This window comes from Kitasatospora viridis, assembly GCF_007829815.1.
Taxonomy (GTDB): domain Bacteria; phylum Actinomycetota; class Actinomycetes; order Streptomycetales; family Streptomycetaceae; genus Kitasatospora; species Kitasatospora viridis.
The window spans coordinates 138,810-155,259 of the sequence record NZ_VIWT01000008.1 but is presented as its reverse complement, the minus strand read 5'-3'; the positions used below and the strand labels follow the sequence as shown (position 1 = coordinate 155,259).

At 68.3% G+C, this 16,450-nt stretch carries 14 protein-coding genes and 1 pseudogene; 14 read left to right on the top strand and 1 reads right to left on the bottom strand.

Going from position 1 to position 16,450, the window contains the following annotated elements; translation table 11 throughout:
* Positions 1-451: pseudogene (locus tag FHX73_RS43070) on the bottom strand (hypothetical protein); the annotation flags it as partial.
* Between the two features lie 1,142 nt (positions 452-1,593).
* Here FHX73_RS43070 and FHX73_RS43065 point away from each other — a divergent pair.
* From FHX73_RS43065 to dnaE, 14 genes are all read left to right on the top strand, one after another.
* Positions 1,594-3,744, top strand: coding sequence for an ATP-dependent DNA helicase (locus FHX73_RS43065; RefSeq protein ID WP_145911591.1), 2,151 nt, complete (start codon positions 1,594-1,596; stop codon positions 3,742-3,744).
* A 137-nt stretch (positions 3,745-3,881) separates the two neighbouring features.
* The gene (locus FHX73_RS43060; protein WP_145911590.1) at positions 3,882-4,610 is read left to right on the top strand and encodes a hypothetical protein; all 729 of its coding nucleotides are present in this window, start codon (positions 3,882-3,884) and stop codon (positions 4,608-4,610) included.
* 67 nt (positions 4,611-4,677) lie between these two features.
* The gene (locus tag FHX73_RS43055; protein ID WP_145911589.1) at positions 4,678-5,172 is read left to right on the top strand and encodes a hypothetical protein; all 495 of its coding nucleotides are present in this window, start codon (positions 4,678-4,680) and stop codon (positions 5,170-5,172) included.
* 8 nt (positions 5,173-5,180) lie between these two features.
* Entirely contained in the window at positions 5,181-6,044 is an 864-nt protein-coding gene (locus tag FHX73_RS43050; RefSeq protein ID WP_145911588.1) for a hypothetical protein, read from the top strand.
* Positions 6,045-6,255: 211 nt separating this feature from the next.
* Positions 6,256-6,642 carry a hypothetical protein gene (locus FHX73_RS43045; RefSeq protein WP_145911587.1) on the top strand — a complete coding sequence of 129 codons (387 nt, stop codon included), beginning with the start codon at positions 6,256-6,258 and terminating at the stop codon, positions 6,640-6,642.
* Complete coding sequence (locus FHX73_RS43040) at positions 6,639-7,490, top strand: P-loop NTPase family protein (RefSeq protein WP_145911586.1); 852 nt, start codon at positions 6,639-6,641, stop codon at positions 7,488-7,490. The genes FHX73_RS43045 and FHX73_RS43040 overlap by 4 nt, the downstream gene beginning before the upstream one ends.
* 3 nt (positions 7,491-7,493) lie before the next feature.
* Positions 7,494-8,795, top strand: a complete 1,302-nt coding sequence (locus FHX73_RS43035; RefSeq protein ID WP_145911585.1) for a DnaB-like helicase C-terminal domain-containing protein — start codon at positions 7,494-7,496, stop codon at positions 8,793-8,795.
* Complete coding sequence (locus tag FHX73_RS43030) at positions 8,792-9,391, top strand: WhiB family transcriptional regulator (RefSeq protein ID WP_211786515.1); 600 nt, start codon at positions 8,792-8,794, stop codon at positions 9,389-9,391. Before FHX73_RS43035 ends, FHX73_RS43030 begins: the two co-directional genes overlap by 4 nt.
* Positions 9,391-9,645: a hypothetical protein gene (locus FHX73_RS43025; RefSeq protein ID WP_145911583.1), complete on the top strand. Its 255-nt coding sequence runs from the start codon at positions 9,391-9,393 to the stop codon at positions 9,643-9,645. The genes FHX73_RS43030 and FHX73_RS43025 overlap by 1 nt, the downstream gene beginning before the upstream one ends.
* Positions 9,632-10,735, top strand: coding sequence for a hypothetical protein (locus FHX73_RS43020; RefSeq protein WP_145911582.1), 1,104 nt, complete (start codon positions 9,632-9,634; stop codon positions 10,733-10,735). Before FHX73_RS43025 ends, FHX73_RS43020 begins: the two co-directional genes overlap by 14 nt.
* Before the next feature lie 12 nt (positions 10,736-10,747).
* Complete coding sequence (locus tag FHX73_RS45390) at positions 10,748-10,909, top strand: hypothetical protein (RefSeq protein WP_170305342.1); 162 nt, start codon at positions 10,748-10,750, stop codon at positions 10,907-10,909.
* A gap of 5 nt (positions 10,910-10,914) precedes the next feature.
* Positions 10,915-11,649 carry a hypothetical protein gene (locus tag FHX73_RS43015; RefSeq protein ID WP_145911581.1) on the top strand — a complete coding sequence of 245 codons (735 nt, stop codon included), beginning with the start codon at positions 10,915-10,917 and terminating at the stop codon, positions 11,647-11,649.
* A 55-nt stretch (positions 11,650-11,704) separates the two neighbouring features.
* Complete coding sequence (locus FHX73_RS43010) at positions 11,705-12,703, top strand: hypothetical protein (protein WP_145911580.1); 999 nt, start codon at positions 11,705-11,707, stop codon at positions 12,701-12,703.
* A gap of 97 nt (positions 12,704-12,800) precedes the next feature.
* A complete protein-coding gene (dnaE, locus tag FHX73_RS43005; protein ID WP_145911579.1) occupies positions 12,801-16,442 on the top strand; it encodes a DNA polymerase III subunit alpha in 3,642 nt (1,213 codons plus the stop codon).
* Positions 16,443-16,450 lie beyond the last annotated feature (8 nt).

Below are 16,450 nucleotides of genomic sequence, written 5' to 3'. Positions count from 1 at the left end.
CGGAGATCCAGTGGGCGATCAGGACCTTGAGGTCGCTGGCCCCGGCCTGGCCGGTCCACGCCAGTTTGGAGTACTCGGCGAGTAGCCGGTGGAGGTCCCAGAGGGCGTCGCTGCGGGAGGAGATGCCGTCGTCTTCCCGGGCCTTGGCCTTGGCGCTGGCCCAGATGCGGTTCAGCTCCCGGATCACCCGCTCGTGGCCGCGAAGGTGGAGAAGGTGCTTTGCCCAGCGCCCGGCCCTGGAGGGGCTGTCGGTCATGACGCGGATGAACTGCAGGCGGTCCCACCCGGCGCGGACGGCGAACATGGCGGCGACCCAGGTCACGGCGTAGCCGTTGCTCTCCTTGCTGGGCATCGGGGTGAGGACCTTGGTGGTCTTCCCGTTGATCACGGCCCAGCCCTTGGAGCGGGCTCCGTAGCGCTGTTCGGGGTCGCCCTCGACGAGGAGGCGCACGCCGGAGGGGGGGAGAGCGGGGAGGACCAGGAGCCACGGCGGGGTGGACGTGACTGTCCTCGTGGTCTTGGACGTCTGTCCGACAGGGGAGGTTGCGGAGAACTTGGCGAGATTTACATCACTCTTGGCGTGCAATGCTGATGGGAGGGCCCTAAACTGGGGCTGCTGCACCGCTGACTTGGACACGTGTTGGTCTTTTCTTCCTTGGCAGGGTTTGAGATCGACGCGATGCGCTTAGAAGGCGGCTGTGGCCAGTGGTGGCCTGGTTGAACAAACCGCACTACTGAGCGGTGACGGCCTGGTTGAACAAACCGCGCGCCGCAGCAGGTCCGGATCGGCAGTTTCGGACCTGACCGGGCAAGGGGTCATCCCCTTACCACCTCGCCGCTCCTTGGAGCTGGCTGTGAACGGGCGGCTCTCTCCGTGGCAGGTGAGAGGCCGCCCGTCACTGTTTTCTGAAGGCAGCATCGTACGAACGTCCTGTCGAAGCCCGTGCGCGGTGGCGACGCCCACGGTGGTGGTGGTGGCAGGTGTGGCAGGTGAAGCAGACGGTTGCGGTGCTTGGCGGGCGATCCGAACCTGGACAGCATTCAACCTCATCAGAGCGGCTGATGGGGAGAGCGACGCCGTGAGCCCCAGAGCGCGTGGCGTGTCGAATCGGCGTGGGGTACTCGCGGCGGCCCGCCGCAGGGTACGCTGGTGCATGCCAGCGACCTCCTCAGGGTTTTGAGGACGAAAGGTTGCGCGGCCACCGACAACGCGACACCCACTAGCGGCGGGTGGTTGTCGGAGCCCCCGGATGCGTCGGACAGCCAATCCGTCTCCCGGGGGCCTCTTGCGTTTCCCGGGGGCCAACCCAGGGCACGCACTCGGCCTTCAGCGCAGGGGCCTCTAGCGACAAGGCACCCGCGCGCTGCGGGGCTAACCCTACTCGTCCACAGCCTGTGGATGCACGCATACCCCCCTCTTGGCGCCCCGGCGTGTCCACAACCCCTCACCTGCGACGACGCAAGAACGAGCGTTCGAGCGAACCCGGCCACGCCCGAGCACCAGTTCCAGGAATCATATTGACACCTAGATATCACGGTTGCTAAATTGCAATTCCTGCCACCAACACCCGCTGCCGAGGGGAACCTGCCACCATGACGACCGCCACCCCCGAACCCCAGCTCCGCACCTTCGCCGACGCCGAGAACGTCCTGGCCTCCCGCCTCCCCGGCTACACCGCCCGCCCGGCCCAGCAGAAGCTCGCCGCCGCGATCGAAGCCGTCATCACCGCCTGCGAGACGGACCCGGCCCCCCAGCACCTCCTCGCGGAAGCCGGTACCGGCACCGGCAAGAGTCTCGGCGCGCTGATCCCGGCCATCCTCGGCGTCAGCCGCAACGGCCGGATCGCCGGAGGCCGGGTCGTCATCGCCACCTCCACCCTCGCGCTGATGACCCAGTACCTGGAGAAGGACCTCCCGTTCCTGAAGGAGCACCTCCCGGTCGATTTCACCTACGCGCCGCTGAAGGGCCTCGGGCAGTACGTCTGCAAGGACAAGCTGCAGGAGGCCACCTCCGAGCAGGTCGCCAACCTGGCCGACCTCATCGAGGAGACGATGGCCGACGGCTCCACCTCCACCGGCGACCGCGACACCCTCACCACCCCGGTGGCCCCCGAGGAGTGGAGGCACGTCGCCGTCGGCGCGAACGAGTGCCCCGGCCGCTCCGGCTGCGCGTTCGGCCAGACCTGCTTCGGCTACAAGGCCAAGGACGAGGCCGCCGAGGCCAACATCGTGGTCACCAACCACAAGATGGCGATGCTCGACGTCAAGGTGAAGATGTCCATCGCCGAGAGCAACGAGAACGGCATCGGCGAGTCCGTCATCCTCGGCGACCGCGACCTCATGATCTTCGACGAGGGCCACGAACTGCCCGAGACCGCCCAGAGCACCCTCGGCTTCGAGGTCAAGGAGGGCGGCATCCTCGCCTGGGCCGACCAGGCCCTGAACTTCGTGACCCTCCAGAGCGCTACCGACGACGAGAACGCCGAACGTGACCTCGAAGCCATCCGCGACACCGAGAAGCTCGTCGAGACGATCCAGGCCAAGCTCGTCGAGATCCGCGAGATCGTCGTCAAGCTCATGGAGATCGAAGGAGCCACCCTCGACGTCGACTTCGTCGAGGAGCACTACCCCGTCTTCGAGGCCCTCACCCAGGCCATCACCCGCGCCTGGCACAAGATCAAGGCCGCCAAGATCACCAAGGGTGAGAAGGGCGCCCAGGGCACGAAGCAGAAGCGCCTGCTGACCCTCGGCGAGAGCTACCTCACCAACATCGCCCGGGTCCTGGAGGCCCCTGAGATCGACATGGTCGCCTGGCCCGAGACCTACACCGCCCGCAGCAAGAAGACCGGGGAGCAGGTCACCCGCTGGGCCCTCACCGCGTGCCCCATCGAAGTCGGCCCCATCCTCCGCGAGGAGCTGTGGAACGAGACCTCGGCCGTCATCCTCTCGGCCACCCTCAGCACCGGCAACTCCGGCTTCAGCTACGCGGCCAAGACGCTCGGCCTGGAGAAGGCCACCACGCTCGACGTCGGCACGCCCTTCGACTACGAGCGGCAGATGCTCATGTACGTCCCCGGCGCCAAGACCGAGGCGGGCGAGCCGATGCCCATCCCCTCCGCCAAGGACAAGGACGCCCGCGCCGCCTGGCAGACCTGGGCCATCGAGACCATCGCCATGCTCGTCCGCGATGCCGCCCGAGGCGGAGCCATGCTGCTCTTCACCTCGAAGACCGACATGATCGCGGCCTACAACCTGCTGGCCGAGCGCATCGGGGCCGCCGGGTTCCCCGTGTACATGCAGGGCAAGGACCACACCAACAAGGAGATCGCCCAGAAGTTCAAGGAGCAGAAGGACAGCGTCCTGTTCGGCATGAAGTCGTTTTTCGTCGGCGTTGACTTCCCGGGCGACACGAACCGCCTCGTCGTCATGATGAAGCTCCCCTTCGCTGTCCCCAGCGACCCGGTGATCGCGGCCCGCTCCAAGAAGATCAAGGAGCGCGGCGGCAACGACTTCGCCGAGCTGGCGCTGCCCCTGATGATGCTCACCCTGGGACAGGGCTTCGGCCGACTCCTGCGCACCGTCACGGACTACGGCATCGTCGCCATCCTCGACCCCCGCCTGTCCACCACCCACTGGGGCAAGAACATCGTCCGAGGGCTCCCCCCGGCGCCGGTCACCACGTCCCTCGACGACGTCAAGACCTACTACGCTGCCTGGCGCGAGGCCCTCGGCGCTGCCTCCTGAATGAATCTTCAAGCCTGTGAAGGCCGGTAGGGGAATTCTCCTACCGGCCTTTTCTCATATTGACGTCACCTAGATATCAGGGTAGCTTGATTATTGCCAGTACGGCCCCCTTACCTGCCAAAGGGAGAAACCCTGCCATGACCACCGCACTCGTGCCCACCTTCACCGCTGACGTCGCCGTCTACGCCACCGACGGCACCACGTCGCTCGCTGAGATGCTCACGAAGCTCGTCACCACCACACCCGCCGCCCCGGCCAAGCCCACCGTCTCCAAGATGCCCGCTGTCACCAAGGTCCCCGACGACCTCGCGCAGGCTCTCGGCCAGGTCCCCGCCGTCTTCAAGTGCGTCGCGCCCGCCACCCGCCGTGCCTTGCGCGCGACCGAGCTGAAGCGCCTGCTGGAGGAGAAGCGCACCCTCGACGCGGTCCAGACCGCCGTTGAGCGGCGCAGGAAGGAGATCAGCGAGATCGTCTCCACCCACTTCGACGTCGTGTCCGAGAACACGGGCACGGCGACCGACCTCACCCCCCGCGACGGCAAGGGCCACTACCGCACCGCCCAGCCCGGCGACCGGGAGGAGCAGCTGATCGACGGCACCGGCATGATGTGGACCCGCGAGGCCACCGCCGACACCAACACCCCCAGCCAGGCCCTCCTGGAGCAGGGGCTGGCAGACGGAACGATCAGCCGCGCCGACTACCTGGCCGTCACCGCGCCCAGCCGGGTGCTCGACGAGGACCGTTTCCGGAGGTTCCTGCTCGGCCGCCGCACCCGCAGCCGTGCCGCCGCCCTGATCCCCAAGATCACCACCCTGGTTCCGGGGCGCCTGAGCATCCACCTGCGATCCGCCACGCCCGCTGCCTAGAACGACCCGCCGGGCCACCGATCAACCGCGTGGCCCGGCGACCACCTCCGGAAGGAAGAGCGACATGATGAGCGACACCCCCCAGGACCCCCTGGTGGTGGCCTCGGCCGACCTCGACGGCCCCACACCCGTGCCGAGCAGCGGGAGCCTCTTCCAGGACGACCAGTTCCCGCTCGACACCCGGACCGAGGTCCCGGACGGCTACCCGCCCCTCCGGTTCCCGCACTTCAACCCGCGCGAGGTCGGCACGATCTTCTTCGGCAAGGCCGACGCCCCAGAGTGGCACCGAGGCCACCGCCGATACGGCAAGGACGTCTACCCGGGCCAGGAAGCGTTCCCGTACAAGTTCCGCAAGGGCCGCAGCTTCAGTGCAGCGCGCCGCAGCACCGAACCTGGTGAACTCCGCCTTACCATCCCGGACGTCGAGCGGCTCGCGCACGTCCTGGCCTACAACCAGGTGATCGACGGGGTCGCACTCGTCAACGCCGTCAACGTCTGCATCAGCATCGCGAGGACCTACGGCGTGAACCCCCGTCCGGCCCGCCCCTCCCACCACTCCTGAGAGACACCGTGACCTCCCGAACCGAGCCCGTGATCATCCGCGACCCCCAGCCGTACTACATCGCCCGCACCGGCCTGGTGAACGCCGAGGTTGCCCCGTTCCTCGTCGGCACCGAAATCCTCTCCACCGACGACGACGGCCACGCCACCTGGCGCCGCGTGGACGGCGTCATCTCCGCGCCCGTCAGCGGCCCCGCCACCGCCTGGCACGGCAGGAACCACGACCTGCTCACGCTCCACCACGGCCACGAGGCCGTCCAGCACGACCTGACCGACTTCACAGCAAGCAGCGCGACCGCCGACACCCGGCTGCTCACCGCACCCCGACGCCGCGCACAGCCGGAGGCCCCCGCCGTCACCGACGACATGCTGATCATGACCGGTGCCGCACTCCAGCAGGCCACCGGACCCGACCTACCCCAGGGCGGCCGGAAGGTCTGGCAGCAGATCGCCGACCAGCGCCTGATCGAAGCCCTCGGCACGCTCTCCCCCCGTCAGCTGAACGTGCTGCTCAACGCCTTCGTGGGCGGCGGCACCCGCAAGCCGTTCCCGGACGCCGGTGGCGGCCTGGACCGCACCGTCATCCGGACCCGGGGCCGTGAGTTCCTCCACCAGGCCCTCACCCACCTGCTCGTCCTGCAGGGCTGGTCCGTCGCGCCCCTGGTCGTCCAGGCCGAGGAAGACGGCATCCTCTACACCGACGGAACCCTCACGATCTTCGAGCAGGACTGGATGCCGCTCGGCACCACCACCGAGACCATCGACAACTCCGGCCGGTGTACCTGCCTGAGCGTGCCCGGAGGACGGTACTTCGTCGTCCAGGGCGGCGGCGTCTCGCTCCACGTGGCCTGCATGCACAGCCCGAAGAGCTGAACCCCCGGCTGCGCACCGGCGGTGGTGGGACTCGAACGAGCCCCACCACCGCCTTTTTCGATCTTCAAGCCTGTCAGTCGCTTGCCACCGCCAAGTCCCCCGGATAGCGTCGAGAACGCCACGCTCGTGCTGCCACCACGAGCACCCCAGCGCGCCCAGACTGCCACCTGAGCGTGCCACCAGCCCTTTGCCACGGTTGGAGAACCCTGCCATGCTCCTCGACCTGTCCGAACCCCTCCACGTCTCCTCCGGCCCTTCGCGGCCCGCTGCGCCTCCGATCGCCACGACAGCCAGTACGGTCCGCTCCGCCGACCTCCTGACGGCCGACACCGACTGGACGTGGCAGGAGCTGCGGGACTACGTCCTGCGGCAGCTCACGGAGCGTCGCATCCCCTACGCCACCATCCCGGCCGAGCGCATCGCCGGGATCTTCAAAGGCTTCTCCACTCGGTGGGGCACCGACGCCGCCGCCATCGCCCGCTTCGCCTACGAGCACTGCGACGGCCAGTGGCGCGACGCCCCAGTCACCCCCCTGCGGTTCTGCAAGAACAGCGACCCGTACTTCGCCGCCGTCATCGCCGAGCGACTCGCCCGATGACGAACCCCCTCACCCCGGCCCCCGCTCCCAGGGCCTGCAAGCCCCTGAGCAACCACGACTTCGCCCGGCTGCGCGCCGCCCGCCCCCGGCTGTGGCTCGACCCCACGACCAGCTGCGTCACCTGCCTCAAGCAGAACGGCAACACCTACCGCTGGTGGGACTACCAGACAGCCCCACCCGAGGTGGCCACCTGGAACTGCAGCTGCACCGATCAGTGGCTGATGCACCTGTGGATGCTCAACGCCGGAATCGGGCTGGCCTACCAGCGCCTCGACTGGGAAGACGCCACCGCCGTCCCCGAACACGTCCGCGACCAGATCATGCAGTACGCCGTCAACGGCGCCCGCAACATCGCTCAGGGCCGCAACCTCATCCTCTGGTCCCCTGACGCCGGAACCGGCAAGACCCTGCTGCTCACCCTGCTGGCCAAGGCCCTCATGGCCCAGGCGCGAGACGTCTTCACCGCCCAGTTCAACTCGATCATCGACCTGTTCACCGGCGGCTGGCGCGACGAGACCGAACGGGCCGAGTGGAACCGCCGCGTCCACGCCTCCGAGGTCCTCGCCATCGACGACCTCGGGAAGGAGCACAAGGGCCGCCTGGAGATGGTCGAATCCATGGTCGACCAGGTCATCCGCTCCAGGGCGGCCAACAGCCAGCCGGTCATCCTCACCACCAACCTCACCCCGCACCAGATCCAGGACGGCTACGGCGGCTATGTGATGAGCCTGCTCTCCGAGCAGTCCGACTTCATCGAGGTCTCCGGCGCCGACTTCCGCCCCCGCCGCCGCGAGATCTCCCGCCAGGAAGCCGACCTCGGCCTCACCCGCCCCATCACGGTGGTGTAGCCGGTGACCACGCACGCCGAGAACGTCCTCTACGGCTCACTGCTCGATGTCGAAGCCCTCGACCGCCTCACGGTGGTCGGCCTCGACCTGGACGTCATCCCCACCGAGGGGATGCGCGAGGTGGTCGAGTGGGCCGTCGAGTACTTCCACCGCAGCGGCCGGGCCAAGGCCCCCTCCCGCGAGATGATCACCGAGGAGTGGGGCGACCGCCTGGAGCAGTGCGACATCACGCTGCCCGACGACGACCTACAGATCGACGACGTCACCTGGGCCATCGACACCCTCAACAGCCAGTACGTCCTGGCCACCAGCCAGCGGCTCCAGCGCGACGTCGCCATCGACCTCGCCAAGGCCACCGTGGGGGAGCGGACTGACGTCGTCGCCCTCGCGGCCGAGCGCTGGTTCGAGCTGGCCCTGACCGTCCGCGACCGCACCAACGAGATCGAGGCCACCCAGGGCCTGAACGACTCCCTGGCCCGCTACCAGCACCGCCTCACCACGGGCGCCGTCCTCAGCGGCCTGTGCCTGGGCATCGACGCCATCGACCAGCACACCCGGGGCATCCACGACGGCGAGATCGCCGTCTGGGCCGCCCCACCCAAGGGCGGCAAGAGCTGGACGATGACGTGGGCCGCCATCAGCGAGTGGCTGCGCGGCCGAGAGACCGTCCTCTACACCCTGGAGAACGGCGTCCAGATGACCCTGGACCGCATCGCCTGCCAGATCTGCGCCATCGACTACCGCAAGTACCAGATGGGCACCTGTACCGAAGCTGAGATCCAGCGCCTGGCGGACTTCCTGGCTGCCCGGGGAGACGAACTGCGCGACGGCCTGCACGTCATCTCCCCCGAGCCCGGCCGCCGCACCCCGGCCGCCCTCGTCCGGCACGCCCAGGCCCTCGGCGCCAAGTCGCTGATCGTCGACCAGCTCACCCACGTCGAGCACCCCCAGCCCGGCCGCAAGGCCCGTTGGGAGCAGGTCCGCGACCTGATGATGGGCTTCGCCACGCTGGTCTCCACCGGCCGCCGCCCCATGCCGCTCCTGCTCGCGCACCAGTTCTCCCGCGAGGGCGTCAAGCGGATGCAGAAGACCGGCATTGCCGAGCCGTACGACCTGGCGGAAGGCGCCGAGGTCGAACGCTCCGCGAGCTGGGTGTTCGGTCTGCTCCGTTCCGAGACCCAGACCCGGATCGGCCAGGCCACCGTACAGATCCTCGCGGCCCGGCGCATGGACACCAAGGCGTGGGACTGCGCCTGGGAACCCTGGTACGGCATCCAGGAAGCCCGCCAGGAGGTGAGCCTGTGACCACCGGGGCACCCCCACTGCCTCCCTGCGTCGGCCGTGCCAAGATCTTCTTCTCCTACACCGGCCGCGACATCGCCCAGGCCAAGGCGCTGTGCTCCAGCTGTGCGGTGCTCGACCCCTGCCGCAACCGAGCCCGGAACCTGGGGGAGTGGGGGATCTGGGGCGGCGAGACCGAGGACGACCGCCGTGCTGCCGGATTTCCGCCCCAGTACACCTCCGCGCTGGCCCACCTCGAACTCGCGGACAGCACCGACGACGTCGAGGCGGCTCAAGCGCCGACCACCCAGCCGAAGCGCCGTCGCAAGCGCCGCAACCCGCCCGAACACGGCACCATGGCCGCCGTCCGACGCCACCGCTACTTCAAAGAAGACCTCTGCGAACTGTGCGGCCCCGAAGCCGAACGCGACAAAGAAGAACGAGAAAAGAACCGCAAACCCAGAGCGAGATCGCTCAATAAAAAGGAGCCGCCGGATTGCGGGACTCCCGCAAAATACCGCTGGCACCGAAAGCGGAAAGAAGAGTGCGAGGAATGCAAGGAAGCCGAGAGATTGCACAGCCAGCAGCGCCGAGACGAGAAGAGAACGAACGCGGCGTAATGGACTGGATCAAGCCGTTCCGGCGTACCGAAGACAACTCCTCCACCTGCATCAAATGCTGCAGCGGCGAGACCATAACCCATTACCACCCCGCCGTCGTGGTCGGGGAGTGCGACACCGAGTACCAGCACGCCCTGCAACTGGCCGACGACCCGACCCAGATCTCCGACATGCTCACCGAGCACCTGTGCCGAGCCTGCCTGCGCTGCGGATACACCTGGTGCGAGCGAACGGCCGACTATGAGCAGCAGTGACCTCCACGACCTGGTCGCCCTGCCGGACGCCCACAAGGAACGCCTCGCCCTCGACCTGCTCGCCGAGCTGGGCGCTACCAACATCCAGCGGCGCGGCACGGAACTGATCCACGGCTGCCTGGTCTGTCCCCACCACACTGACCAGGCCCGCAACCCCACCGCCTCCCTGAACTGGGACCGGTGGCTCTACAACTGCTTCTCCGGCAGCGGCGGCACCGCCCTGTGGCTCATCGCGACCGTCCAGGACACCACCGTCGAGCAGGCCCGCGCCTGGCTCACCGGGCAGGCAGGACTCAACCGGGCCATGGAGCTGCCCGACCTGCTCAACCTCTTCGACAGCATCTACACCCCCACCCGCCCAGAGCCACTGCCCCGCTACGCAGACCAGGTCCTCACCCCCTGGCAGGGCATCCCCGACTACATCCTCGGCGAGCGCCAGATCCCGCAGGCCAACGCCTCCCGCGCCGGAATCTGCAGCTCCCCGCCCGGCCGGGACCGAGAGGGCAACTACATGGGCCGCCGGGCCGTCATCCCGCACCGCTGGAACGGCAATCTCGTCGGCTGGCAGTCCCGACGGCTGGAGCGCGACGGCACCCCCAAGTACCTCAACACACCCGGCTTCCCCAAGGACTCCACCCTCTACAACCCCTTCCCCGAGGTCACCGGGCGCTGCCTCGTCATGGTCGAATCCCCGATGAGCGTCCTGCGCCACGGCCTGGCCATCCCGATGCGGGCCACCTTCGGTGCTGAGATCACCGACCGGCAGCTGGACCTCGTCCCGCCCTGGGCGGAGACCCTGATCTGGTGGCTCGACAACGACACCGCCGGGTGGAACGCCACCGAGTCCCGCTTCACCGAGCGCGGTCACTACCTCGAAGGCATCGCCGAGAAGACCTCACGCCGCCACAACGTCCTCGTGGTCGACAGCCCGTACGCAGCCGACCCTGCAGACCTGGACACCCCCAGCGCGGAGGCCCTGATCCACCAAGCCGCCGTCCCCTGGCCCGTCTGGCAACGCCCCGCCCAGCTGTTCTGCCACCGCTGCCACCGCCACGCCCACCCCGGCCAGCCCTGCCATCCCCCCGCCTGACACCACGAAGGGGTGACCGACGACAGCAGGAGGCCGAGGATGCTCAGAAAGACCGGTGCCGGTAGCGTGATCAGCCGCGACGACTCCCAGCCGGACCCACCGCTCGCTAAGAGCGCCGGGCTCACCGACGAGCAGCGCCGTGTGCTGCTGGAAGAGGAACCGACCGAGGAGTAGGGCATATGGCGGGGGAGGAGCTGATCCTGGTCGGCGACCCGGCCAGGGCAGCCCTCAGCCTCTCCACCGAACTGGCCCGGTACGAGGCGCCACCCGTCGCCGACGTCAACGGCTACTACGCCGAGCTGGGTGTCCCCACCCATGCCACCCGCGCCGAGCTGTTCGCCGCCTACCAGGCCCGGGGCACCGGAAGCCCCCGCCTCACCTACATCTTCAAGCAGCTGTGGAACCCCCGGACCCGCGCCGCCTACGACGCCACCTGGCAGGGCTTCTTCCCTGATCGCTGGAGCCTGGAAGTCCTCCTGCGACACGCTGCGCCGATCGCCGCCCAGCACAGCGCCGCAGGCAATTTCACGACAGCTCTCGACATGCTTTCATCTCTGGGTATCTCATTCGCTGCCAACCTAGATTCAGAAGGCGATTCGCGCCTTGACACCGCAGAACCCCAACGCTTTGATGGGCAAGGACCAATAACCACCCCGCCGTGGAGCTACTCCTACTACCTCAAGGCCACCACCTGCGATGACATCGACAGGCTGGCCCTCTGGCAGCAGGATCTCGCCACGGCACTCGCTGGATGCGAACCCATCCGCCGCCTGGCGGTCGGATTCCATCGCGCCAACAGCGACGCATACCAGATCCACCAGGTGGACGGGGTCCATATTTTCCTGCTGCACGAAAACCTGAACCCCTCGCCACTCCTGATTGCTGCCGCGACTGCCACCGCTGCTGCTCTCTGAATTTTCACCTGATGTACCCCCCCTAAAAACCCTGCCAAGAATTCAGGAGAAATGCGTGACTGCCAACACGCCTTCCTTCAGCTTCCGCACCGGCGGACACGCCGCCAGCGCCGCCGAGGACGAGGCCCGAAAGGCCGCTCAGTCCCGGCGGAGCAACGGGCCCGAGTACTTCGGGATCGAAGACGGCGAGAGCATCATCCTTCGCATGCTGACCGACGACCCCGAGCTGATCTGGGTCGACCAGCATTCCTTCGTGCCGACCAAGGCTGCCCCCGAAGGCGTCGACAACTGGCCCCGGTCGATGACCGCCGTCTGCCGCAAGGACGAGGCGCTCGCCAGCCACTTCGACGGCTGCTACATCTGCGACAACAAGCTGCGCAATAACTTCGGCCACCTCGCCACACCGCAGATCCGCGCCTGGGCCTTCGCGGTCGAGCGCGAGCTGGTCAAGGGCGACGGCAGCGAGGCCCTCGGCGGCCCGTCCAAGCTCGGCGTCATCGTCGGCATCCGGGACAAGACCGTCCAGGTCGAGGAGACGGGCGAGGACGGCCAGCCGACCGGAGCCGTCCACCGCTTCCCGAAGATCATCGTGATCAACCAGCCGATGAAGACCTTCTTCGCGCACTTCCGGCAGATGTACGGCCTGCACAAGACCGTCTGCGACCGCGACTACAAGGTCTCCCGGGAAGGTACCGGCAAGGACACCGCCTACCAGGTGAGCAGCCTCGACCCGGTGCCCGACCTCAAGCCGGGCACCCCGGCCTGGGACCGGTACCTGCAGACCCTGGACACGAGGAGCTTCAACCTCGCCGCCATCATCGGTGAGAAGGCGTCCGACGCCTACTACGCGCGGTTCTTCGACCCCCGGTTCGAGCTGGACAAGGACGGCAACGTCGTGGCCACGGGCCAGGGCGGCAACGCGCTCACCGATCTCGGGGCCTCACCGGCCAAGCCCCGGATGAGCGGAGACCTGCGGGCCAAGATCCGAGGCATGGGCTCGCCGTCGTCGGCCCCGCAGCACCCGGCCTCCGAGATCGACGAGCCGCCCTACTGACGCTCGGCCCCAGCAGCCCGGCCGCACTCGCCTGCCACGAGTCGCGGCCGGGCCCGGCCACCTGCCACCTGCCACCTGCAGCCGGGGAATCCTGCCGATGTACCGCGTCATCGAGACCCACCCGTCCACCACCACAGCCCTGGTCGAGCACGACGACGACGCCAGCCGCTGGCTTCTCGTTCCGACCGACACGTGGAACAACATCCCGGCCAGCCTCTGGGCCCGCGCGCTCGCGGCCGGAGCCGAAGGCATCGCCTGTGTGGCCTCCGACGGCTCCGCCGAGGCCGTCACCGCCGACACCTTCGCCGACCTGCGCACAGAGACCGCCAGCGGCACCTACAGCGTGGCTCCCGAAGCCCTCACCCGGCATCCGCACGGACTGCCGACCATCGGAGAGGCAGAGCGAGCAAAACCAGAGATAAGCAACTCAGCACATGCGCAACGGAGCAACTTTGTCCACCTCCACACCCATGCCGAGTACAGCGCCCTGGATGGTCTGTCCACTCTGGGAGAGGCCGTCCACCAGGTCGCCGCAGACCGTCAGACCGCGCTCGGCCTCACCGACCACGGCACCTGCGCAGGCCACCCCGAACTCCAGCGAGCCTGCGACGCAGCGGGCCTCCACCCGGTATTCGGTATCGAAGCTAACCTGGTCGACGACCGGCTTGCCCGCCCAGCACCAGGCGACGCCGAAGCCCAGAAGCACATCCGGAACAACTACTGGCACCTGTGCCTCTACGCCGAGAACAACACCGGCCTGAGCAATCTCTGGGCAGCCTCCACCGAGTCCTACCGGGACGGCCACTACGGCAGGCCCCGCATGGACTGGAGCACCCTGCAGCGCCACGCCGACGGCGTGATCGCCTCCACCGGCTGCCTGCGCGGCCCCATCGCAGTCGCGCTCGCCGACGGCGACACCGAGACCGCCCGCCAGCGCCTGGCCCACCTCATGGCGATCTTCCCCGGCCGCCTGTACGTGGAGATCCAGACCAACACGCTGCCCAAGCAGCAGGCCCTGAACAACCAGCTCATCGACCTCGCCCGCGAACACGGCCTGCCGCTGCTGGCCACCGTCGACTCGCACTTCCCGACCTGCGCCGACGCCGACGCCCACAGCACCTGGATTGCCGTCCAGACCAACAAGGACATCCAGGACGAGACGGACCTCTTCAGCGAAGACCTCGACCTCTACCTCCAGACCGAGGCCGAAGTCCGCGCCGCCCTCGCCTACCTCGCACCCGACGTCGTCGACGAGGCCGTCACCAACACTGCCGTCCTCGCCGCCCGCTGCACAGCGCGCATCGAAGGCACCACCACCACCCCCGTGTTCACCAGGGACGGCACACACGACGACGACGCCCGCCGCCTGCGCGAGACCTGCGAGGCCAACTGGCAGCGACGCATCCCCGCCACCGCCGACCAGCAGACCTACCGTTCCCGCTTCGAACGGGAGATGGACCTCCTGGTCGAGCGAGGATTCTGCGGCTACTACCTGATGGTCGCGGACTACTGCTCCTGGGCGAAGGACAACGGCATCCTGGTCGGGCCCGGACGAGGCTCCGGCGGAGGAAGCCTCGTCGCCTACCTCACCCGCATCACCTCGCTCGACCCCATCCGGCACTCACTCCTCTTCGAGCGCTTCCTGACGCGCGGCCGAAGCGGCCTGCCGGACTTCGACGTCGACTTCCCCGCCTCCCGCAAGGCCGACATCCTCGCCTACCTGCGCTCGCGCTACGGCCAGGACCACGTCGTCAGCATCGGCACCGAGCTGCGGCTGAAGAACAAGGCGGTCATCAACGACCTCGGCCGCGTCTTCGCCTCCCGCCTCCCCGACGGCGCCCACGTGGACCTCCGCAAGGTCTGCGCCCTGATCGACGAAGCCGAGGCCGGGACCGCCGGGCTCGGCATGTCATGGGACGAACTGTGGACCCAGCACGGGGACCAGCTCGCCCCCTACGCCCAGCGCTACCCCGACCTCTTCGCCATGGCCGAGCGCCTGGTCGGCCGCCTCAAGAGCTACGGCCGCCACGCAGCAGGAGTCGTCATCTCCACCGACCGCCCGCTCACCGGCTGGCTGCCCCTGCGCTCCGTCGACGGCGAAGAGCAGATGGTCACCCAGTGGTCGATGGCTGACGTCGAGAACCTCGGGCTGGTTAAGTTCGACGTGCTCACCCTCCGCACCCTCGACACCGTCCAGGTCTGCCTCGACGCGATCCGGGAGCAGCGCGGCATCATCCTCGACCTCGACGCCTGGGAGGAGCAGTTCGAGGACCCAATGGTGTGGGAGGAGATCGCGGACGCCCACGTGCTCGGCGTCTTCCAGATCGAGACCCACTCCGGCACGCGGCTCTGCGAGCAGATGCGCCCCCGCTCCCTCCCGGAGCTGGCCGACATGATCACCCTGGTCCGGCCGGGCCCCATGAACTCCGGACTCACCGACGCCTACCTCCGCAGGCGAGCAGGCAAGCAGCAGACCAGCTACCCCGACGAGCGACTGCGCGAGGTCCTGGAGCCCACCCACGGCTGCATGATCTACCAGGAGCAGGTCATGGCCGTCACCCGGCTCCTCGCGGGCTACAGCGAAGAGGAGGCCGACGGCGTCAGGTCCATCCTCGGCAAGAAGAAGATCGAGAAGATCGCCGCCGCCGGGAAGGACTTCCTCGCCCGCGCCGACATGCCCCGCGAGGCCGCCGAGCACCTGTGGCACCAGATGGCGGAGTTCAGCAAGTACTCCTTCAACAAGAGCCACGCCTACGCCTACGGCATCCTCGCGTTCTGGACCGCCTTCCTCAAGGTCCACTACCCGATCGAGTTCCTCCAGGCGGCCATGTCCACCGTCGACAAGGACCGCGTCCCGGAGTTCGTCCGCGAGTCCCGCCGCCTCGGCGTCGCGGTCCTCCCCCCGGACGTCAACGTCTCCGGTCGGGGCTTCTCGATCGACCCCAGCGCCTACGCCGTCCGGTACGGCCTCGACTCCATCAAGGGCGTCGGCGAGAGTGCGGTGGCCGATCTCGTAGCCCACCAGCCGTACAGCTCCTGGTCCGACTTCGAGACCAGGCGCGGGCGCGGGGCCAACGCAGGCGTGGTCGCCCTCCTCGCCCGAGTCGGCGCCTTCGACAGTCTCGTCCCCAACCGCCGTGGCCTGGAAGCACTGCTGCTCGCCCGGAAGACCGGCGCCGACACCCGCTGCAGCCTCAAGGACGAGACCGTCACCGGCCCCAACGGCCTGCCCTGCCGGTTCGACTGGGACAACGAGCCCGCCCCGGTCAACCCCCGGACCGGCAAGAAGCTCCCCCGCAAGAAGCCCCCGAAGCGCTGCACCAAGGCGTGCCGCCAGTACACGCCCCGCCCCGCCCTCCAGCTCCACGACGTCCAGCCGTACACCGCCGAGGACATCCGCGAGATCGAACGGGACATGCTCGGCTGCTACGTCAGCTCCACCCCCTTCGACCGCATCGACCCCGTCGAACGGGCGATCTGCACCCAGACAGCCAGCCAGCTCAGCAACGCCCCCAACGGCCGGTACATCGTCGCGGCACTGATCAGCAGCATCCGCAAGCACCCCGCGAAGGCCATGGGCTGGCTGGAGCTGGAGACCGAGGAGCGGGACGTGACCGCCGTGGTCTTCCCCGACGCCTGGGCCACCGAGCTTCACCGCTTCAAGCTCGGCCAACTCTGCTTCGCCGAGGTCCGCAAGAACGACCGAGGCTTCACCCTCACCGACTACCAGCCCCTGTGAAGGAGACC